Origin of the sequence: Streptomyces pinistramenti (genome assembly GCF_020564935.1) — a bacterium.
GTDB classification, from domain to species: Bacteria; Actinomycetota; Actinomycetes; order Streptomycetales; family Streptomycetaceae; genus Streptomyces; species Streptomyces pinistramenti.
Genome location: NZ_JAJCXB010000054.1, coordinates 33,428 through 53,294, shown reverse-complemented (window position 1 = coordinate 53,294; position 19,867 = coordinate 33,428). Strand labels below are relative to the sequence as shown.

14 protein-coding genes are annotated in these 19,867 nt (G+C 73.2%); 2 read left to right on the top strand and 12 right to left on the bottom strand.

Features of this window, described 5'->3' with window-relative positions; genetic code table 11:
- Nucleotides 1-473 precede the first annotated feature (473 nt).
- Nucleotides 474-1,481: a stage II sporulation protein M gene (locus LIU39_RS28050; protein WP_227049704.1), complete on the bottom strand. Its 1,008-nt coding sequence runs from the start codon at nt 1,479-1,481 to the stop codon at nt 474-476.
- 123 nt (nt 1,482-1,604) lie between these two features.
- On the opposite strand from LIU39_RS28050, the gene LIU39_RS28045 reads away from it, so the two are divergent.
- A complete protein-coding gene (locus LIU39_RS28045; RefSeq protein ID WP_227049703.1) occupies nt 1,605-2,558 on the top strand; it encodes an RDD family protein in 954 nt (317 codons plus the stop codon).
- 141 nt (nt 2,559-2,699) lie between these two features.
- Here the strand turns inward: LIU39_RS28045 and LIU39_RS28040 are convergent, their stop codons facing one another.
- The 9 genes from LIU39_RS28040 to LIU39_RS28000 form a co-directional block, all read right to left on the bottom strand.
- Nucleotides 2,700-3,314 (bottom strand): hypothetical protein, encoded by a 615-nt coding sequence (locus tag LIU39_RS28040; protein ID WP_227049702.1) that lies wholly within the window; start codon nt 3,312-3,314, stop codon nt 2,700-2,702.
- Between the two features lie 258 nt (nt 3,315-3,572).
- Nucleotides 3,573-5,030 carry an adenosylhomocysteinase gene (gene ahcY, locus LIU39_RS28035; RefSeq protein WP_227049701.1) on the bottom strand — a complete coding sequence of 486 codons (1,458 nt, stop codon included), beginning with the start codon at nt 5,028-5,030 and terminating at the stop codon, nt 3,573-3,575.
- Nucleotides 5,031-5,747: 717 nt separating this feature from the next.
- Entirely contained in the window at nt 5,748-6,707 is a 960-nt protein-coding gene (locus LIU39_RS28030) for a cation diffusion facilitator family transporter (RefSeq protein ID WP_227049700.1), read from the bottom strand.
- Between the two features lie 128 nt (nt 6,708-6,835).
- On the bottom strand, nt 6,836-8,041 hold the full coding sequence (gene manA, locus LIU39_RS28025; protein ID WP_227049699.1) for a mannose-6-phosphate isomerase, class I: 1,206 nt from the start codon (nt 8,039-8,041) through the stop codon (nt 6,836-6,838).
- Between the two features lie 100 nt (nt 8,042-8,141).
- On the bottom strand, nt 8,142-9,278 hold the full coding sequence (locus LIU39_RS28020; protein WP_227049698.1) for an SIS domain-containing protein: 1,137 nt from the start codon (nt 9,276-9,278) through the stop codon (nt 8,142-8,144).
- A gap of 77 nt (nt 9,279-9,355) precedes the next feature.
- Nucleotides 9,356-9,538: a Trm112 family protein gene (locus tag LIU39_RS28015; RefSeq protein ID WP_227049697.1), complete on the bottom strand. Its 183-nt coding sequence runs from the start codon at nt 9,536-9,538 to the stop codon at nt 9,356-9,358.
- A 121-nt stretch (nt 9,539-9,659) separates the two neighbouring features.
- Nucleotides 9,660-11,018: a phosphomannomutase/phosphoglucomutase gene (locus tag LIU39_RS28010; RefSeq protein ID WP_227049696.1), complete on the bottom strand. Its 1,359-nt coding sequence runs from the start codon at nt 11,016-11,018 to the stop codon at nt 9,660-9,662.
- Nucleotides 11,019-11,153: 135 nt separating this feature from the next.
- Nucleotides 11,154-12,770 (bottom strand): L-lactate permease, encoded by a 1,617-nt coding sequence (locus LIU39_RS28005; protein ID WP_227049695.1) that lies wholly within the window; start codon nt 12,768-12,770, stop codon nt 11,154-11,156.
- Between the two features lie 186 nt (nt 12,771-12,956).
- Entirely contained in the window at nt 12,957-13,388 is a 432-nt protein-coding gene (locus LIU39_RS28000) for a DUF3499 domain-containing protein (RefSeq protein ID WP_227049694.1), read from the bottom strand.
- Between the two features lie 318 nt (nt 13,389-13,706).
- Here LIU39_RS28000 and LIU39_RS27995 point away from each other — a divergent pair, with 318 nt between their 5' ends.
- Nucleotides 13,707-14,165, top strand: a complete 459-nt coding sequence (locus LIU39_RS27995) for a metallopeptidase family protein (RefSeq protein WP_227049693.1) — start codon at nt 13,707-13,709, stop codon at nt 14,163-14,165.
- A gap of 20 nt (nt 14,166-14,185) precedes the next feature.
- Here LIU39_RS27995 and LIU39_RS27990 read toward each other — a convergent pair whose 3' ends face one another.
- Both LIU39_RS27990 and LIU39_RS27985 read right to left on the bottom strand, forming a co-directional pair.
- A complete protein-coding gene (locus tag LIU39_RS27990; RefSeq protein ID WP_227049692.1) occupies nt 14,186-15,787 on the bottom strand; it encodes a DUF5719 family protein in 1,602 nt (533 codons plus the stop codon).
- The gene (locus tag LIU39_RS27985; protein ID WP_227049691.1) at nt 15,784-19,623 is read right to left on the bottom strand and encodes a glycosyltransferase family 2 protein; all 3,840 of its coding nucleotides are present in this window, start codon (nt 19,621-19,623) and stop codon (nt 15,784-15,786) included. Before LIU39_RS27985 ends, LIU39_RS27990 begins: the two co-directional genes overlap by 4 nt.
- Nucleotides 19,624-19,867 lie beyond the last annotated feature (244 nt).

The window sequence follows — 19,867 nt, the reverse complement described above, 5'->3', positions numbered from 1 at the left end:
CGTTTCCGACTCTATCAGATCCTCGCGGTCCCGATTTTCGCCGGTGCGATCCGGCCTTTCGGCCTTTTCGCGTTTCCAACCTTACCAGATCCGTTTCCGTCTCCGGCCCCCCGTTGGAGCGGGGTTGGCCTTCCAGCTTTCGCTTTCCGGCCTTTCCGACTTTATCAGATCCGATTCTCGCCGTTTCCGGTCCGAATTCGCTTCCGATTCCCCGTCGGAGGGGTTTTGCCTTTCGGCTGATTCGAACTTTATCAGAAGTAATTTGATCGAGTGAATCGACCGGATTCTCCTGCTAAGTGATCGAATGGCTTCGCCGAATTGAGTTTCCGGCTGAAGCAGATATGAGACTAACCGTCGCGGTCGAACCTGTCCAGTTCGTGGCAACCGTTCGAATCTACCTCCCGTCGTGACCCGTGTCAACGGGTTACTTGGGGCGAAGAGGAGATTAGCAGGTCAGCGGGGGCCGATGCACATCAGGCTGCGGTCGGCACCTGGATATCGCGGTCGGTGGCCTCGACGTCGCCGGTCTCCCCCGCTCGTACCGCGCGACCGCCCAGGACGTAGACGTAGAGGAGGAAGGCGAGCTCGGCGGCGACGCCGATGCCGATGCGGGACCAGGTGGGCAGGCCGGAGGGGGTGACGAAGCCTTCCAGGGCGCCCGAGACGAAGAGCACCACGGCGAGTCCTACCGCTACCCCGAGGGCGGAGCGGCCCTCCTCGGCGAGGGCGGTGCGGCGGGTGCGCGGGCCCGGGTCGACGAGTGTCCAGCCCAGGCGCAGGCCGATGCCGGCCGCGATGAAGACGGCGGTCAGTTCGAGGAGGCCGTGCGGCAGGATCAGCCCGAGGAAGGTGTCGAGGCGGCCCGCCGAGGCCATCAGGCCGATGCCGGCGCCCAGGTTGAGCATGTTCTGGAAGAGGATCCACAGGACCGGGATGCCGGCGAAGCCGCCGAGTACCAGGCAGAGGGCCACGGCCTGGGCGTTGTTCGTCCATACCTGGGCGGCGAAGGATGCTGCCGGGTGGCTGGAGTAGTACGTCTCGTACTCGCCGCCTGGGCGGGTCATGGCGCGGAGATCCTCGGGAGCGCCGATGGTGGCCTGCACCTCCGGGTGGGCGGCTATCCACCAGCCCAGGAGGACGGCCAGCGCGGTGGACAGGATCGCCGTGGGAATCCACCAGTGGCGCAGGCGGTAGACGGCCGCCGGGAACACGGTGCTGAAGAAGCGGGCGGCATCGCGCCAGGATGCCTTGCGGGCGCCCGTTACGGCGCTGCGGGCGCGGGCCACCGATGAAGTGAGCCGGCCGACGAGGACGGGGTCGGGGGCGCTGGAGCGGAGCAGCGAGAGGTGAGTGGTGGCGCGTTGGTAGAGGGTGACGAGTTCGTCGGCCTCGGCGCCGGTGAGGCGGCGCTTGCGGCGCAGGAGTGCTTCGAGGCGGTCCCATTCGGCGCCGTGGGCCGAGACGAAGACATCGAGGTCCATACGGTGTCGCTCCTCGCAGCGCCGTGAGGTGGGGTCCGCGGTCAGCTTGGCAGACTGGCCGCGCCCGGCGTGGGGCGGGCGGGGTATTGGGGACCGAGCGGGACGCGAGAGGGAGTGGGGCACGTGAGCGAATTGGTGACGGGTGAGGCGGTGGTGCTGGGGCTGCGGCCGGCCAGGCTGCCGAGCCGGGCGCTGGCTGTGGTCGTCGACCTCGCGGTGTCCTGGGGGACGTACATCGTGGTGTCGCTGCTGCTGATGAGCGGGACCTCTTCGATGGACGGGGCGGCGGTCGCCGCTGTCGCGGTGGCGACGTTCGTCCTGGTGCAGATCGGGATACCCATCGTCATTGAGACACTGAGCCACGGCCGCTCGCTGGGGAAGCTGATGTGCGGGCTGCGGGTGCTGCGGGAGGACGGCGGCCCCATCCGGTTCCGGCATGCGCTGGTACGCGGTGCCATGGGAGCCATCGAGATCGTGCTGACCATGGGGGTCGTGGCGTGCGTCGCGTCCCTGGTGTCGGCGCGTGGACGGCGGCTGGGGGACGTTTTCGCGGGGACGCTGGTCGTACGGGAGCGGCTGCCTGTGGCGCGTCAGGGCGCGGCGTTTCCGCCGCCGCCCCCGTGGATGGCCGGGGAGCTGGGGGCACTCGATCTTTCCCGTGTGCCGGACGGGTGGTGGCTGACCGTGCGGCAGTTCCTGTCGCGGCTGAGGCAGCTGGATCCGCAGATCGGCGGGGCGATGGCGGGGCGGCTCGCGGAGGATCTGCGGGGGTTCACCGGGGTGTCCGTGCCGGAGGGGGTGCACCCGGCGGCATACCTGGCCGCGGTGGTCGGTGAACGGCAGTCCCGGGAGGCGCAGCGTGCCTTCGGGGCTCCGTTGGGGGCGCCCGGAGCGGTGCTGAACGGGGGCGCTGTGTCTGGTGGGGCGGGTGGCGTGGGCGGTCGTGCCGATGTCGCCGGGGGGCGGGAGTTCCGTGGTCACCGGGGTGGTGGAGAGGCCGGGGCGGTGGAGGGCCAGGGTCCTGGTGGCTGTGGGGATGAGGGGGCGGCGCGTACGGGGTTCGTGGCGCCGGGGTGAGACGAGGGCGGGCGGGGGTGTGGGGATGTGGCTGACGGCCGTCTCGTCGTGGGGTTTCTGCGGTGATCGCTGTGGTGGACGGGGAGTTGGGGCGGGGCGGGGCTGAGCGGCGGGGTTCGCGGCGGGCTGTTTCGGTGGCGGTCAGTCGAAGGTCGACGGTGGGGATTCGAGGGATTCGAGTTCGATGCCGGGGGCCGAGAGGACGACGTCGCCGGCGATGTGGACGGTGTGCTGTTCACCGGTCTCCAGGTCGTTGACCTGGTATTCGTCATCGATCAGCGGGGCGTTGTCAGTGGCGTGTGCTGTGCTGGAGACCAGGGCCCAGGACTGATCGAGGGTGCGGGGGGCGAGGACGGGGGGTGTGAAGGCCACGAGCCGGGTGCGGACGGCTCCGGCGCCGGGGGCGGGACGCAGCAGGCGGGCCGTGGCGATGAGGAAGGCGGGGGACGCGCCGGTGAAGGCGTGTGCGGGGACGTTGCCTTCGGTGGCGTGTTCGCCGGTGGGGTCGGTGCGTACCCAGGTGACGCCTTCGAGTGCGGCGCCGCGTACCTGCCAGGCGGAGGCGTGGAGTTCGAGTCGGATCGGGCGGCCGAGCGCGTCGAGGGTGAGGTCGACGGAGCCCGCGTGGTCTCCGGAGGGGGAGGTGATCTGGGAGACGTAGCGCCAGCCGGAGGGGCCGGGGGCGCAGTGGAAGTGCTCTTCACCCAGGGGGGTGTGATCGTGCGGGTCGTGCAGGGAGTAATGGCCGCGGGGCATGGGGGTCCTTCTGGCGGGGCCGTGCGGGGGTTCGGGTGTACGCGTCCCCGGGAGCGTGGGGCCGCAGGGGTGCGGGGGACTTGGCTCCGGCTCGTGGTGGTGCGGTGGGGAGGGGATGCGCCGGCGGGTGCGGATGACGGGTTCCGGGCAGGGGCGCGGGCCGGGGGTGGTGCTGATGCCTGTCCGGTACGGGCCAGGCCCTCGCCGCGGGTGGCGAGGGCCTGGGTTCACCGGCTGCTGAGGTGGTTCAGTCGTGTCTCAGTAGCGGTAGTGGTCCGGCTTGTACGGGCCCTCGACCTGGACGCCGATGTAGGCGGCCTGCTCGGGGCGCAGCTCGGTGAGCCTGACACCGAGCGCGGCGAGGTGGAGGCGGGCGACCTTCTCGTCCAGGTGCTTGGGCAGGACGTAGACGTCGGTCGGGTACTCCTCCTGCTTGGTGAAGAGCTCGATCTGGGCCAGCGTCTGGTCCGCGAAGGAGTTCGACATCACGAACGACGGGTGACCTGTGGCGTTGCCGAGGTTCAGCAGACGGCCCTCGGAGAGCACGATCAGGACCTTGCCGTCCGGGTGCGTCCAGGTGTGGACCTGCGGCTTGACCTCATCCCTGACGATGCCGTCGAGCTTCGCGAGGCCGGCCATGTCGATCTCGTTGTCGAAGTGGCCGATGTTGCCGACGATCGCCTGGTGCTTCATCCGGGCCATGTCGGAGGCCATGATGATGTCCTTGTTGCCGGTCGTGGTGACGAAGATGTCGGCGGTCTCGACGACGTCTTCGAGCGTGGCGACCTGGTAACCGTCCATCGCCGCCTGCAGGGCGCAGATCGGGTCGATCTCGGTGATGATCACGCGGGCGCCCTGGCCGCGGAGCGACTCCGCGCAGCCCTTGCCGACGTCGCCGTAACCGCACACCACGGCGGTCTTGCCGCCGATGAGCACGTCGGTGGCGCGGTTGATGCCGTCGATCAGAGAGTGGCGGCAGCCGTACTTGTTGTCGAACTTCGACTTGGTGACGGCGTCGTTGACGTTGATCGCCGGGAAGAGGAGCACACCGTCGCGGTGCATCTCGTACAGGCGGTGGACGCCGGTGGTGGTCTCCTCGGTCACGCCGCGGATCTCGGAGGCCAGGCGGGTCCACTTCTGCGGGGCCTCGGCCACCGTGCGGGTGAGCAGTTCGAGGATGGCGCGGTGCTCATCGCTCTCCGCGGTCTCGATCGCGGGGACCTTGCCGGCCTTCTCGTACTCGACGCCCTTGTGGACGAGGAGGGTGGCGTCGCCACCGTCGTCCAGGATCATGTTCGGGCCGCCGGTGGGCGAGTTGGGCCAGGTCAGCGCCTGCTCCGTGCACCACCAGTACTCCTCCAGGCTCTCGCCCTTCCAGGCGAAGACCGGAATGCCCTGCGGGCTGTCGGGGGTGCCGTTCGGGCCGACGGCGATGGCCGCGGCCGCGTGGTCCTGGGTGGAGAAGATGTTGCAGGAGGCCCAGCGGACCTCGGCGCCCAGGGCGACCAGGGTCTCGATGAGCACGGCGGTCTGCACGGTCATGTGCAGGGAGCCGGTGACACGGGCGCCGGCCAGCGGCTGGGTGGCGGCGTACTCCTTGCGGATCGCCATCAGGCCGGGCATCTCGTGCTCGGCGAGGGTGATCTCCTTGCGGCCGAAGGCGGCGAGGGACAGGTCGGCGACCTTGAAGTCCTGGCCGGTGGCTGCTGTCGTCATACGGGCTGCTCCTCGAGCGTCGAGGTGGATATCGGGCTGGGCAGTCTGCGGCGCGGGCAGGCAGGAGCGTACGCGGAAGCGGACACACCTCTCCCCCTGGCCGCAGCGCAGTCCGTCGGAGGCCCTCTCTCCCTCGGCCGGTCCGCGGTGCGGGCCGCCCGACCGCCATCAGCAGCGACGTCTGGCACTGCGCACGAATCTACACCGACAGGCTCTGTGACCCCAGCCCGCGTCGGCTGGTTCTGTGCGCTTCGGTGCGGGCGGGGCGGGCGCTCGCCCCCTGGCCTCCGGTCGCGGCCGAGCCTGTGGTGTCCGGGTCCTTGCCCGGGACTGCACGTGGTTCCGGGTGCGGGAGCGGCGGGCGAGGGCTGGAGCTGCTTGCCGTGGTGGAGGGGCGAGGGTCGATCGGGGCTGAGAACGTACTGTCCGGCAGCGGCGCCAGACGGGGCGATGGCGTCGCCGTGGGCACCCGGGAAGGGACGGGCGCGGGGGAGCCGGCACCGGAGCTGCGGAGCACGGGCGCGCCGACGCGCGGAGCCGCCCGAGGCCGGGCCGTCCGACGGCCGCCCGAGGCCGTCTGCCGTCCGAGGACGTTCGGCGAAAAGCCCCGCTCCCCCATCGGTGGGCGCGGGGCCTCGCCCGGGATTTCCCCAGGTGCCTCTTCCGGGACCTCATTGCGGATGCCGCTCGCCCCGTTGGCCGGTGGCGGCGCAGCGGTCAGTGGTCGCCCGGGGACTTCGCGGGATTGGCGCCGGCGGCTGCGGCGTTCTCGTTGTAGATGTCGGGCTCCAGGTAGATGACCCGGGCGATCGGTACGGCCTCGCGGATGCGGGCCTCGGCGGCGTTGATGGCGTCCGCGACCTGTGTGGCGGTGTCGTCGTGCTGGACCGCGATCTTGGCGGCCACCAGCAGTTCTTCGGGGCCGAGGTGCAGGGTGCGCATGTGGATGACGCGGGTGACGACGTCGCCGTCGACGACCGCGGCGCGGATCTTGGCGACCTGCTCGGGGCCCGCGGCCTCGCCCAGCAGCAGCGACTTCGTCTCGGCCGCGAGGACGAGGGCGATCAGCACGAGCAGCGTGCCGATGCACATCGTGCCGATGCCGTCCCAGATGCCGTCGCCGGTGGCGAGGGTGAGCCCGACACTGCACAGGGCGAGGACCAGGCCGATCAGCGCGCCGAAGTCCTCCAGGAGGACGACCGGCAGCTCGGGTGCCTTGGCCCGGCGGATGAACTGGGCCCAGGTCTGCTGCCCGCGCAGCTCGTTGGACTCCTTGATGGCCGTACGGAAGGAGAAGCCCTCGGCGATGACGGCGAAGACGAGGACGCCGACCGGCCAGTACCAGTTCTCCAGCTCGTGCGGGTGCTGGATCTTCTCGTAGCCCTCGTAGAGCGCGAAGACGCCGCCGATGGTGAACAGCACGATGGAGACGAGGAATCCGTAGATGTACCGCTCGCGGCCGTAGCCGAAGGGGTGTTCCGCGGTGGCGGCGCGCTTGGCCTTCTTGCCGCCGAGCAGGAGCAGGCCCTGGTTGCCGGAGTCGGCGATCGAGTGCACGCCCTCGGCGAGCATCGACGACGAGCCGCTGAAGGCGAACGCCACGAACTTCGCTACGGCGATGGCCAGGTTGGCGCCCAGCGCCGCGACGATCGCCTTGGTTCCGCCTGATGCACTCATAGGTGCCGCATGTCCCTTCCGTCGGCCGGGCTTTACCCGCCTTTTAGTTCAGTGCGGCGGTCATTGTCGCAGCCCCGCCCATGGGCGGTGGCATGAGGCCGCCGCGGGGCCTTCGCCCGGCCACCCTGCTATGCCATGACCTTCGCGCGGAAGAGGGTGCCGTCGCCGGACACGGTGACCTGCTCGCCGGCCGGGACGAACGCCGACTCTCCCGGTGCGAGGGTCAGCGTCCCGCCGTCCGTGGTGCCCGCGGTGTGCGCCTCGACCGTGCCCGCCGTGCACAGCAGCACCTGTGGCGTACCGGGTTCCAGCGGGCGGGGGGCGGCGCCGGGGGCGAGGACGAAGCGGGAGAGCCGGAACTCGTCGACGGGGGTTTCGTAGATCTCCTCGCCGTCCACCGCCTCCGGGCGCAGCACGCCGGGGTCGCCTGCCTCGAAGCGGACGATACGCAGCAGTTCGGGGACATCGACGTGCTTGGGGGTGAGGCCGCAGCGCAGCACGTTGTCGGAGTTGGCCATCAGCTCGACGCCGAGGCCGTCGAGGTAGGCGTGCGGGATGCCGGCGCCGAGGAACAGGGCTTCGCCGGGCTGGAGTTGGACGTGGTGGAGCAGCATGGCGGCGAGGACGCCGGGGTCGCCGGGGTAGTGGTGGGCGAGGGAGGCGTACGCGGCGTATGCGGCGGCGTGCGGACCGCCCTCCGCGCTCCGTTCGTCCGCCGCCGCGGCGGCCCGCTCGACGGTCTCGGCCATCGCGGCGGGCTCGGCGCTCAGGACGGCGGTCAGCACCTCGCGCAGGGCGGCGTCCTCGGGTCCTGCGCGCAGGATGTCGACGTACGGCTTGAGGTCGTCGACGTCCAGGCCCTCCAGGATGTCGGCGGCCTGTGCCGGGTGGCGGAAGCCGCAGAGCCCTTCGAACGGGGTGAGGGCGCAGATCAGCTCGGGCTTGTGCTGGGTGTCCTTGTAGTTGCGGTGCCCGGCGTCGAGCAGGACGCCGCGGCGTTCCTCGTCGGCGAAGCCCTCCGCCGCCTGGGCGAGGTCGGGGTGGACCTGGAGGGAGAGCGGGGATCCGGCCGCGAGGAGCTTGAGCAGGAACGGCAGCCGGGGGCCGAAGGCCCGTACGGACGCGGCGCCCAGTTCGGCCTCGGGGGCGGCCGCGATCACTTCGGACAGCGGGACGAGGCCGGCGCCGCGGTCGATGCGGGAGGGAGCGCCGGGATGGGCGCCCATCCACATCTCGGCCTGGGGCTCTCCGGTCGGCTCGGTGCCGAGCAGTTTGGGGATGGCGGTGGTGGAGCCCCAGGCATAGGGGCGCACGGTGTTGACGAGGCGGTCCATGGGGCTGCTGCTTCCTGACGTCGTACGGGCGGGCGGGGTCACCGGTCGGTGGCCGGCGCCGGGCGCGGTCCGTTCCGGCCCACGCCCCGGCCGTACATGATCACTCGGTGTCGGCGAGCGCGAGGTAAACGGCGGCGAAATCCGCGATGGCGAGGAGTTCGGCGGCGATCTCCAGATCGGTGCCGCCCGCCGGTTCGAGTGCGCTGACGGCGGTGTCGCGCTCGTCGGCGAGGGTGTGCGCGGCGCCGGTGGCGGACAGCGGTCCCGGCGGCCCTTCGCGGAGCAGGACGATCCTGGCGTGCAGGGCGGCCGGCTCTTCGACGCGGTCGCGGAAGAAGTCCTCGGGGTCGGCGTCGGCGGCCAGCGGCCCGGAGAGCAGCGTGCGGTGCGCGGTCAGCGCCTCGGGCAGCTCGGCGGCGAGCGCGGGGCGGCCGGCCAGGCTCGCCAGTTCGCCGGCGAAGTGCCGGCCGACGGCGCCCGCGACGGCTCCTTCGGTCCAGATCAGCGGCAGCGCGTCGGCCACCTCGGCGGCCAGCATCTTGGCCGGGTTGGAGTACGTGGCGACGGCCGGGCCGCAGCGTTCGGCCAGCTCGTCGAGGCGGTCCGCGAGGTGGGCCAGGGCCTCGGGCGGGGCGCTGAGCATCCCGATCCGGTCGGCGAGCGCGAGGATCGGGATGAGCAGCGACCAGAGGGTGCCGGGGGCGGCGGGCGGGGCGCCCTCGACGTCGAACTGGTCGTCGTACGCGGTGGTCGCCAGCGGGACGGCGAGGCCGCGGGCCTGGGTGACGGCTTCGGCCAGCGGGGAGCCCGCAGGGGTGACGGCGACGACGGAGCAGCCGCGGCGGTATGCCTGTTCGACCAGTTCGGCGAGGCCGCTGTCGGAGCCGTCGGGTCCGGTGATCAGGACGAGGTCGAGCGGACCGCTCCAGCCGGGCAGCGCCCACCGCAGGGCGCCGGGCAGCGGCGCGACACCGGTGGACGGGATGAGGGTGACCGGGCAGCTGCCGCGGCCCAGCGCGCCGAAGAGGTCGGCGACGCAGGGGGCGACCGGGCCGGGTCCTGCGACGAGGACGGCGCGCGGCCGCCCGTCGGGCACCAGGTCGGGGATGCCGGCCTCGGTGGCGCTGCGGGCCGCGGTGCGGACCCGGGCGCCGGATTCGGCGACGCCGCGCAGCAGACCGTAGCGGTCGGCGCGGGCCAGCGCCTCGGGAGTGTCGAGGAGTGACTCGTCGAGCATGGTGGGCGCGGCCTCCGAATCGCCGGTACGGGCGGGGAACGCCGGGCGGTGCCGGGGCGGGCCCGGCGGGCGCCCGGTCAGGCGGGGCGGCGGGCCTCGTCGACGAGGAGGACGGGGATGCCGTCCCGTACGGGGTAGGCGAGGCCGCAGTCTCCGGAGGTGCAGACCAGTTCGGCGGGGTCGGCCGCCGACCTGTCCGCCAGCGGGGCGTGGCACGCCGGGCAGGCGAGGATCTCGATCAGGCTGGCTTCGACCGGCATGGGGTCTGCTCCTTCAGGGTGGTTGCGGCCCCGCCAGCGTACCGCCGTACCGGGGGGCGGGGCCTGTCCGGCGGGGGTTGCCGGGGCGGGGCGGCCGTGGGCTGCCCCGCCCTTCGGGGGCTCAGCCCCGGATGATCGCCAGTGCTTCGTCGCGTACCCGCTCGACGGTGGCGATGTCGCGGGCCTCGACGTTCAGGCGCAGCAGCGGTTCGGTGTTGGAGGCGCGCAGGTTGAACCACCAGTCGGCGGCGGTGACCGTCAGGCCGTCGAGGGTGTCGAGGGTGACGCCTTCGCGGCCCTCGTACGCGTCCCGGATCGCGGCGAGGCGGCCGGCCTGGTCGTCGACGGTGCTGTTGATCTCGCCGGACGCCGCATAGCGGTTGTACTGCGCGACCAGCTCCGACAGCGTTCCCTGCTGCCCGCCGAGCGCCGCCAGCACGTGCAGCGCGGCGAGCATGCCGGTGTCGGCGTTCCAGAAGTCGCGGAAGTAGTAGTGCGCGGAGTGCTCGCCGCCGAAGATGGCGCCGGTCTTCGCCATCTCTTCCTTGATGAAGGAGTGGCCCACCCGGGTACGCACCGCGCGGCCGCCGTTCTCCTCGACGACCTCGGGGACCGACCACGAGGTGATGAGGTTGTGGATGACCGTGCCGCCGGGGTGTTTGGCCAGCTCGCGGGCGGCCACCAGGGCGGTGATCGCGGACGGCGCGACCGGGTCGCCGTTCTGGTCGACGACGAAGCAGCGGTCCGCGTCACCGTCGAAGGCCAGGCCGATGTCGGCGCCGACTTCCCGCACCCGGGCCTGGAGGTCCACGATGTTCTTCGGGTCGAGCGGGTTGGCCTCGTGGTGGGGGAAGGAACCGTCCAACTCGAAGTAGAGGGCGTCCAGTTCGAGCGGCAGGCCCTCGAAGACGGTCGGCACGGTGTGGCCGCCCATGCCGTTGCCTGCGTCCACGACCACCTTGAGCGGGCGGATGCCCGAGAGGTCGACGAGCGAGCGCAGATGGGCGGCGTAGTCGCCGAGTACGTCGCGCTGCACGATTGTCCCGGTGCGGTCGGCGGGCGGCGGGGCGCCCTCGTCCGACCAGCCTTCGACCAGGGCGCGGATGTCCGCGAGGCCGGTGTCCTGGCCGACCGGGGCGGCGCCCGCCCGGCACATCTTGATGCCGTTGTACTGGGCCGGATTGTGCGAGGCGGTGAACATCGCGCCCGGCAGCCCGAGGGCGCCGCTGGCGAAGTACAGCTCGTCGGTCGAGGCGAGGCCGATCTCGGTGACGTCCGCGCCGCGGGCCGCGGCGCCACGGGCGAAGGCACCGGCGAGGCCCGGCGACGAGGGCCGCATGTCGTGCCCGGTCACGATCGCGTCCGCCCCCGTGACCTCGACGAAGGCCGCGCCGAACAGCTCGGCGAGGCTCTCGTCCCACTGGTCGGGGACCACACCGCGCACGTCGTACGCCTTCACGATCTGCGACAGATCAGCCACAGCCAGCCCTCCTGGAGTCTCTACGGATGCCCCAACCTACCCGGCCGTGCGGGACACGGCCGCGTGGACGGCGGGTACGGGCCAGGCGGCCCTGACGCCCCCGGCGTGCGGGCCTCTTGAGCCGTCCCGGGGCGGTCAGGGCAGCATCCAGCCGAGGGCGGCGGTGCTCTGGCCGGTGACGATCAGGCACATCACCAGCAGCAGTCCCAGGCTCCACGGCAGCACCTTGCGCAGCAGGTCTCCCTCCCGCCCGGCGAGGCCGACGGCGGCGCAGGCGATGGTCAGGTTCTGCGGCGAGATCATCTTGCCGAGCACCCCGCCCGCGCTGTTGGCGGCGGCGAGGAGTTCGGGTGCGAGCCCCGACTGCCGGGCGGCGCTGACCTGGAGGGCGCCGAAGAGGGCGTTGGCAGAGGTGTCGGAGCCGGAGACGGCGACGCCGAACCAGCCGAGTACGGGCGAGAGGAAGGCGAGCCCGGCACCGGCCGCGGCGACGAAGTGGCCGATGGTGGCGGCCTGTCCGGAGAGGTTCATGACGTAGGCGAGCGCCAGGACCGAGGTGACGGTGAGCAGCGCCCGGCGCAACTCGTATACGGTCGCGGCCCATTCCCTGGCCGCGGCGCCGGCCCGCACACCGAGCACGGCGGCGGTCAGGATGCCGGCCAGCAGGACCAGGCTGCCTCCGGTGGCGAGCAGTGGCAGGGCGAAGAGGTTGCCGCCGACGGGCTCGCCGGACGGGTCCGCGACGTTCAGGAAGGGCCAGTCGAAGGTCCGGGTCGCGGTGTCCAACAGGCCCTTGACCGGCGGGATCTGGGCGAGCGAGAAGGTCAGCACGATCAGCGCGTAGGGCGCGTAGGCGCGGGCCGTTTCGCGGCGGGTGTCGCGGGAGTCCAGGTCCTGGCTGCGTACGCCGGTGAGGACCGCGGTGCGTACCGCTTCGGTGGCGGGGCGGCGGGCGGCGGGCACCGCGACCAGTGCCGCGGCGCCGAGCAGCGCGGCGCCGATGTCGGCGAGTTGCGCGGAGACGTAGTTGGACGCCGCGAACTGGACGGCGGCGAAGGCGGATCCGCAGGCGAGCGCGGGCAGCCAGGTCTCGCGCAGCCCGCGCCGCCCGTCGACGAGGAAGACCAGCAGCAGCGGCACGACGAGCGCGAGCAGCGGCGTCTGGCGGCCCACGACGGACGCCACGTCGTCCAGCGGGATGCCGGTGACCTGGGCGAGGGTGACGACGGGGGTGCCCATGGCGCCGAACGCGACGGGCGCGGTGTTGGCGACGAGGGCGACGACGGCGGCCTTGACCGGGTCGAAGCCGAGGGCGACCAGCATCACCGCGCTGATCGCGACGGGCGCCCCGAACCCGGCCAGCGCTTCGAGCAGCGCGCCGAAGCAGAAGGCGATGACCAGCGCCTGGATGCGGGGGTCGGCGGAGAGCCGGGAGAAGGAGCGGCGCAGCACGTCGAAGTGCCGGGTGCGGACCGTCATCCGGTACACCCACAGGGCGTTGACGACGATCCACAGGATGGGGAAGAGGCCGAAGAGTGCGCCTTGGGCGGCGGCGGAGAGCGCCTGGCCGGCCGGCATCCGGTAGGCGAGTGCGGCGACGGCGAGGGCGGCGGCCAGGCCGCTGAGCCCTGCGAGGTGGGCGGGCGTCCGGACGGCGCCGAGCAGGACGAGGACGGTGACCAGGGGCAGTGCGGCGACGAGCGCGGACAGCGCGAGCGAGTCCGCCACCGGCTCCAGTTGCTGGACGAACACAGGGCCTCCAGGCGTGGACGACTCCCCTTGCCGGTTCCGCGATACGGAAGCGGATCTTGCGGGAGTGGAGGCATGGTCGTGTCCACGCCAGGCGGCGTCAACCCTCTGTCACCGATGGGTTGCTGAGCGGATCGGCGGCTCGGGCGGGAGGCGGCGGGCCGGACCTGCGGACGACGGAGCCGGCGGTCAGGAGTCCGGCGAGCGCAGCACGCGGAGGTGGCCGCGGCGGGCGACCTCCGTCGGCCGGGATTCGCGGCCTGCGGACCGCTCGCCACCGGGGCCGCCGGAGGGCCGGTCCTGCGGACGGGCGGCCTCGCGCACCGCGTTGGCGAGCGCTTCGAGGTCGTCACCGCTGGGACGGACGGGTCCGGGATCGATGGCCAGCCGGACGACTTCCCAGCCACGGGGGGCGGTCAGTCGCTCGGAGTGCTCGGCGCACAGGTCGTAGCAGTGCGGTTCGGCGTAGGTGGCGAGCGGTCCGAGCACGGCGGTCGAATCCGCATAGACGTACGTCAGCGTTGCGACGGCGGGGCGGCCGCACGCAGTGCGCGAACAGCGACGTACAGGGCTCACGACGTTGGACGGTACCGCACTCTTGACCGGGCCGCGACGACTCACCTCCGGCTCACCCGACCGTGTCGTCCCGCTTCGTCCGGTGCGTCTGACCTGCACCTGCTCGGGACGGCCTGCACCGAGCAGCCCGGAACAGGCCCTGCGGGCCCGGGGATCCCGCTGCCGCACGGCATAATTCGCGTCATTCCACCGGTTGTCCACGATCCGGGATGCGCCACCGAACGAACACAATCGTTATCGGACCGGTCATCTGCCGACAGGGACGGGACGCTCCGCGCGCAGTCGCGGGAGCGGCGCGGGCAGCTGCGCCGGACGCCGCCGGAGAGGCACGACTTCGGGCGTACTCCTCTAGGCTCGATGCTGATGGACATGTCCGTACCGCCCCGCCCGACGGAACCGCGCCCGCGCCGCCGTGACCGCCACGGCCGTGGCATGCGCGGCCCGATCGCCCCGCCGCAGGTGCCGCTGTCCGTCAGCCGCGCCGACGCGTTCGTGGATCTCGTCTACGACTCGCGCGACCGCCTGGAGCGGCGCTGGCCGCAGCTCTCCGAGGTCGACTTCCTGATCCTGGAGGTGCCGGGTTTCGGCCCGGACGCCGGCGGAGCGGACGAGACGGACGACGGGACGGTCCCGCTGGGCCGGGTACTGCCGGCCCAAGGACCCGATCGCGACCGGATCGTGGTCTACCGGCGCCCGGTGGAGATCCGCACCAAGTCACGCGACGAGCGCGCCCTGCTCGTCCACGAGGTCGTCGTCGAGCAGGTCGCCGAACTCCTCGGCCTGGCACCGGAATCGGTGGACCCGCGCTACGGCCAGGACTGACACCGCGCGGGTCCGCCGGCTCAGTCGGTCAGCAGGGACAGGTCCTGGCCCGCGGTCGGCACGACGACCGAGCCACGGTCGTCCGGCAGCGTCTGCACGGTGAACGCCGGGATGCCGCCCTGCGGCTGCGCCAGCGTCCGCGCCGCATAGACCGGACCGCTGCCGTCCACCGGCTCCACGGTCAGCGCGTACGAGCCCTTCAGGCCCTGCGGGCGCGGCGGTTCGACGGCCATGGTGGTGCCGCCCTTGACCGTGTACGTCTTGCTCGCCGGGGCGCCGCCGCCGCTGCCGGCCGACGCGGTGACCGTGACCTTCGCGTCCTTGCCCTTCTCCGGCGCGACCAGCGACAGCGTGCTGCCCTTGGCGCGGTTGTCGGCGGCCGTCGCGCGCTCCTCGACCGGCCGGGCCGACGGGATGAACGCCATCTCCTGGTGACCTGCCTTGCCGCGGATCACCCGCAGGGCCGCGGCGACGGGCGCCTTCGAGCCGCCGTCGGCCGGGGTCAGGACCAGCGAGCCGGCCTCGCCCTGGGTGATGTCCTTGAGGTCGACGGTCGTCGTCATGCCGCCCTTGACGTGCAGCGTCTGGACGCCGGCCGGGGTGATCAGGCCGGTCGGAGTGGCCAGTTGGACCTTCAGGTCGGCGTCGTCGCCCGGGGCCACGGCGGTCAGCCGTACGGACGTGGCGTCGGCGGGGATGCCGGGCAGCACCGCGCCGGGCGCCGGGTCGGCCGCGGCCGGCAGCCAGTCGCCGCCCGTCTCGGCGTCGGTGGCCTGGACGGATGCGCCGACCCTGCCCTCACGGGTGGTGACGTGCAGCGCCGCGTCGGTGTCCGCGGACCCCGGGGACGAGACCAGGGTGGAGAGCAGCACCGGGACCGTGGTGTGCGGCGGCACCGAGATGTCCTCGCCCGAGCCCGCGGCCAGCCTGCCGTCCTTGCCGCGCAGTTCGAGGTCGACGACGGCCTGGGTGGAGTCGGGGTTGGTCAGGTGGACGTAGTCCTGGCGGTCCTTGCCGGTGTTCACGCCGGGGAACCAGAAGGTGGTGTCGGGCGCGACGCAGCTGAGCCCGAACAGCCCGCGGCCCGCACCCGCCGCCACCGACGTCGTCTGCTGGACGCTCCAGCCGGGCGCCAGCGCGCCGTCGGCGGTGCCCACCAGCGCGGGGGCTGCGGAGCTGCTGGTGGTCGCGGTGACCGGCGTGCCGGCGGACTTCAGCGGCACGACGGGCTTGCGGTCGTGCGGCGGCACGGCCTGCGGCCCCTCGACCGCGCCGCCCTTGCCGTCCTTGCCCCCCTTGTCGCCCTTGTCACCCTTGTCGCCCTTGCCCGTGCCGCCGCTGTCCTTGACGGTGCCGGCCGGCAGCAGCTCGGCCGTGCCCTTGGCGGCGTCCTTGCCCGCGGCGTCCGCGGCGCTCTTGGGTGCGAACGCGGTGTACGTGGTCTCGCCGACCTCCGATGAGGTCGGGGCCGGGCAGAGCAGCGCGGAGCGCTGGACGGGCATCCGGGAGGCGCCCTGCGGGGCGCCCCGCTCCGTGCCGCCGGGCGCCGCGACGGCCGCGACACCGGTGACGGCGGCGAGCGCGACGCCCGCGCCGATGAGGGACATCATGGTGCGCTTCACTGCTGGTCGCTCCCGTCACGGCGCGGCTCGGGGTAGGAGCCGTGGAACGTCGTGCCGTCGTCGTAGGGCTGCTGAGGCTGGACCTGCGGGAGGCCGTCGGCGTACTGCTGACCGCTGCCGTCGTACGGCTGCTGCCCTGCACCGGGGTAGGACTGCTGCTCCCCCGCCCCCTGGTAGGGCTGCTGTCCGTAGCCGTACGGGTCGTAGCCGCCCGCCTGGTAGGGATCGGCCGGATACGGGGCGGGCTGCTGGTACGGGTCGGCCGCGTACGGCTGTCCGTACGGCTGCTGTCCCGCCTGGTAGGGGTCGGCAGGCGCATAGGACTGCTGGTCGCCGGGGTGCGGGGCGCCCTGCCAGGTGTCGTAGGGCGCCTGCGGGGGCACCGCCGCATACGGGTCGTGCGCGGCGGCCTCCTGGCCGGGTGCCGCTGCGGGGGCGGGCGGGGCCGCCGGATCCGCCGTGCCGTCCCTGGGCTCCGGAATGCCGGACTCCGGCGTCTCGGGAGCGGTGCCCGCGGCCTCCGCGGCGGCCCGGAGCCGGCGGGCCCGGCGGCCGTCACCGGTGGCGGCCGCCGCCTGTGCCGCGGCCGCCGCAGCGGTCTCCTCCGGCAGGTCGTCGTCGATCTCCCGGCGGCGGCCCGGCAGCGCCAGGACCACCAGGACGACGGCGAGCAGCGCCTGGGCGCCCAGCCAGAGGTTGTGGCCGAGCGCGTTCTCGTGGGTGAGGTCGAGGCGGCCGCCGCCGGCCGGGAGCGCGAAGCCCTGGGCCCAGCCGTCGAGCGTGACGGGCTTGAGCGGGGTGCCGTTCAACGTGGCCTGCCAGCCCTCGTCCGCGGCATCCGCGATCCGCAGCACCCGGCCCTCGGCGCCGTCCGGCACCTGGGTGTGCGCATCGACGGGCCCGGCGGCGACCGGAATCGGCGCCGCCGCCTCGCCGGCCTGCGTGCCGTCCTTGGCCTCGCCCGGCACGATCGAGACCCGGGAGACCCGGCGGTCGACGCGCCACAGTGCGCTGCCGTCGTCCTGGCTGAGCCGGGTCAGTCCCGGGGTCGCGTCCAGGACCCGGCTCATCTCGTGCGGGGCGCCGTCGCGTACCAGGACGTAGCGGACCGCGTAGCCGCCGAGCTGGTTGGTCTGGTCGGCGCCTGAGCCGGCCACGAGGTTGGCGACGATGCCGCCGAGCCTGGCGTCCCCGCCCGCCGAAGCGGCCAGGTCGGCGTCGCCGAGCCGGGCGCCCGAGCCGCGGACGAGGGAGTAGTCGACGTGTCCCGCGCTGCCGTCGAGCACCAGCGTGCGGGCCCGGTCGGCGGTGTCGGACTCCTCGGCGACGAACGCCGGGACCTGGACGGCGTCACGCCGCTCCAGCGGCCCCGCGGCACCGGTGAGCATCCAGCTGACCGCCGCGTAGAGCGGGGCCACGACGGACGCCAGCGCGATGAGCACGGCGACCGGCTGCTTCCAGCCGAAGCCGAGCGTGGCCATCCGGGTGCGGATGCCCTCCGCGCCGACCGCCGCCGCGCACAGCAGCGCAAGGCCGTAGACCAGCGTCGCGGGCCCGGTCCAGCCGGATCCGTTGCCCAGCGCGGCGAACAGCAGCCCGGCCAGCGCGACGGCCCAGGCGGTACGGATCGCCTTCTGCCGCTGGTCGCGCAGGGTCGCGGCGAGCGCCGCGAGCACCACGCCGATCAGCAGCAGGCCGCCCGCGGCCTTCGGGCCGCCGGGGCTGATGCCGAGCAGGTCGAGCACGGACGCGGAGCCCGCACCGAACTCCAGGCCCCCCTCCTGGAAGAAGCGCGCGGGGTGCGCGAGCAGCGACAGCGACCACGGCGCGAGCACGAGCAGCGGGGCCACCGCGACGGCCAGGAAACGCAGCAGATAGCCGGGGAGCAGGCTCCGGCTGCCGTCCACCGCCCGCAGTACCAGCAGCGCGAGATTGAGCAGCACCGCGATCGGCCAGACGACCGGTGTGAACGCCATGGTGAAGGTGACCAGCAGCGCCAGCGCCCAGACCGCCCGCCAGTTGGGACGTGCGCCGGGCGCGAGCCGCAGCCCGCTCGCCGCGACGGCCGCGCGGGCCATCAACGGCAGCAGGATCGCGAGCACCGCGGTACCGAGCCGGCCGCCGGCCAGCGCGCCGGTGGCCGCGGGCAGGAACGCGTAGGCGATGGCGCCCCAGGCCCGCAGCAGCCGGGAGGCGACCAGCGGGCGGGAGGCGAAGTAGGCGGTCAGGCCCGCCAGCGGCACGGACGCGACCAGCAGCAGGGTGAGCGTGAAGCCGGTGCTGCCGAAGAAGAGCGTGCCGAGCAGCGCGAGCACGGCGAGGTACGGCGGCGCCGACGCGGTGTCGCCGACGCCGACCTGATGCCAGCTGTCGAGGTACGACGCCCACAGCTCGGAGACGTGCGCGGGCGCCGGCAGCAGCGCGCCGCCGGTCAGCGAACCGGAGCCGAGCAGCCCGCGGCAGGCGACCAGCGAGACCAGCAGCAGCACCGCGAAGAGCACCGGCGCCGGCCTGCGGGCGATCCGCTTGAGCCGGGCGAACTGCTCGATCTCCAGGAAGTCCGCGTCGTCACCGCCGGGCCCCGACTCCACCGCACCGTGCCGGCCCGCCGATGCGACGTCCGGTGCCGCCCGGCCGCCGATGTTGCCCACGACCTGTTCGACGGTGGCGCGTACGGTCGCGCCGGGCGGCGGGAACAGCGGCCGCAGCTCGCTCGCCTCGACGGCGGACCGGCCTCTGCGCTTGCGCGCCGCGAGGATCTTCCCCGGCCGCAGCAAGGTGCCGAACAGCCCGGCGAGTTCGTCGAGCGCCTGCCCCGGCACCTTGCCGACGAGGTAGGCCAGCACCCGCAGCACGGTGCCGATCAGCAGCCGCAGCAGGACGTAAGGAAGCAGTGCGCCGCGAGTGTTGGCGAGGAGGGTGTAGACGGCGCCGGCCTTGTCGACGCGGTGCGGGCTCGCCACGTGGCGGCCGACGCAGTCGACGGTGCGGCGCTCGCGGGCCGCGGCCTCGGCGTGCCGCAGCACCGCGTCCGGGGCGACCAGGACCTGGTGGCCGGCGGCCTGGGCGCGCCAGCACAGGTCGACGTCGTCGCGCATCAGCGGCAGCCGGCGGTCGAAGCCGCCCAACTCCTCGTAGACGTCGCGCCGGATGAGCATGCCCGCGGTGGAGACCGAGAGGACCGGGCGGACCTGGTCGTGCTGCCCCTGGTCCTGCTCCCGCCGGTCCAGTCCGGTCCAACGGCGGCCGCTGCGCGCGATGCTGACACCGGCTTCGAGCAGCTGCCTGTGGTCGTACCAGCTGCGCAGCTTCGGGCCGACGATGACGGTCGACGGGCTGGCGTCGGCGACCCGCAGCAGCTCGGCGAGCGCGGTCGGCTCGGGGGCGCAGTCGTCGTGCAGCAGCCAGAGCCACTGGACGGGTTCGCCGTGCGGCAGTTCCGGCAGATCGTACGCGTCGTCACGCCAGCTGCGGCTGACCGGATCCCAGCCGCTGGGCCGCCGTAGGTACGGCAGGTCGTCGGGGGTCAGCACGCTTGCCGTGCGGACCGCTTCGTCGACGGCGGTGCCGAATCCCGAGCGGCGGGCGAGGTGCAGCACCCGCTCGTCCCCGATGGAGGCGGCGAGCAGCTGGGCGGAGTCGTCCGCGCTGCCGGTGTCGGCACCGATGACGTTCTGCACCGGGCGCTCCTGGCCGAGCAGCCCGGCGAGCGCATCGGGCAGCCAGCGGGCGCCGTCGTGGGAGACGAGCACGGCGGTGACGACATGCCGCGGGAACTCCGGTGCGGCGGCGGATGGTGCGGCGGCCTGGGCCGCCGACTGGCTGTGCACGGACATCGAGGTACGGGCCCTCCGGACCCGGGAGTTCGGGCCCGCGGCGAAGCCGCTCTGGGCCGGCACCCCCGGAAGACACTGCGACGGACTACGAGGGACGCGCGCGCCCCCAAGGGGCGTTGGCACGTCTCGGACGGGGCCCCACACTAATGGTTCGCGCGGGGGCACCGACCGGCTCCGTACGCAGCAGTCCGCCCCCGGCGTGCAGCGCACCGGAGGCGGACTGTTCGTTATTGGGGGATATGGG

Bases quoted from the DNA above. Each gene is read 5' to 3' on its own strand.
- LIU39_RS28050 (WP_227049704.1), bottom strand. From the start codon at position 1,481: ATGGACCTCGATGTCTTCGTCTCGGCCCACGGCGCCGAATGGGACCGC.
- LIU39_RS28040 (WP_227049702.1), bottom strand. From the start codon at position 3,314: ATGCCCCGCGGCCATTACTCCCTGCACGACCCGCACGATCACACCCCC.
- ahcY (WP_227049701.1), bottom strand. From the start codon at position 5,030: ATGACGACAGCAGCCACCGGCCAGGACTTCAAGGTCGCCGACCTGTCC.
- LIU39_RS28030 (WP_227049700.1), bottom strand. From the start codon at position 6,707: ATGAGTGCATCAGGCGGAACCAAGGCGATCGTCGCGGCGCTGGGCGCC.
- manA (WP_227049699.1), bottom strand. From the start codon at position 8,041: ATGGACCGCCTCGTCAACACCGTGCGCCCCTATGCCTGGGGCTCCACC.
- LIU39_RS28020 (WP_227049698.1), bottom strand. From the start codon at position 9,278: ATGCTCGACGAGTCACTCCTCGACACTCCCGAGGCGCTGGCCCGCGCC.
- LIU39_RS28015 (WP_227049697.1), bottom strand. From the start codon at position 9,538: ATGCCGGTCGAAGCCAGCCTGATCGAGATCCTCGCCTGCCCGGCGTGC.
- LIU39_RS27995 (WP_227049693.1), top strand. From the start codon at position 13,707: ATGGACATGTCCGTACCGCCCCGCCCGACGGAACCGCGCCCGCGCCGC.
- LIU39_RS27985 (WP_227049691.1), bottom strand. From the start codon at position 19,623: ATGTCCGTGCACAGCCAGTCGGCGGCCCAGGCCGCCGCACCATCCGCC.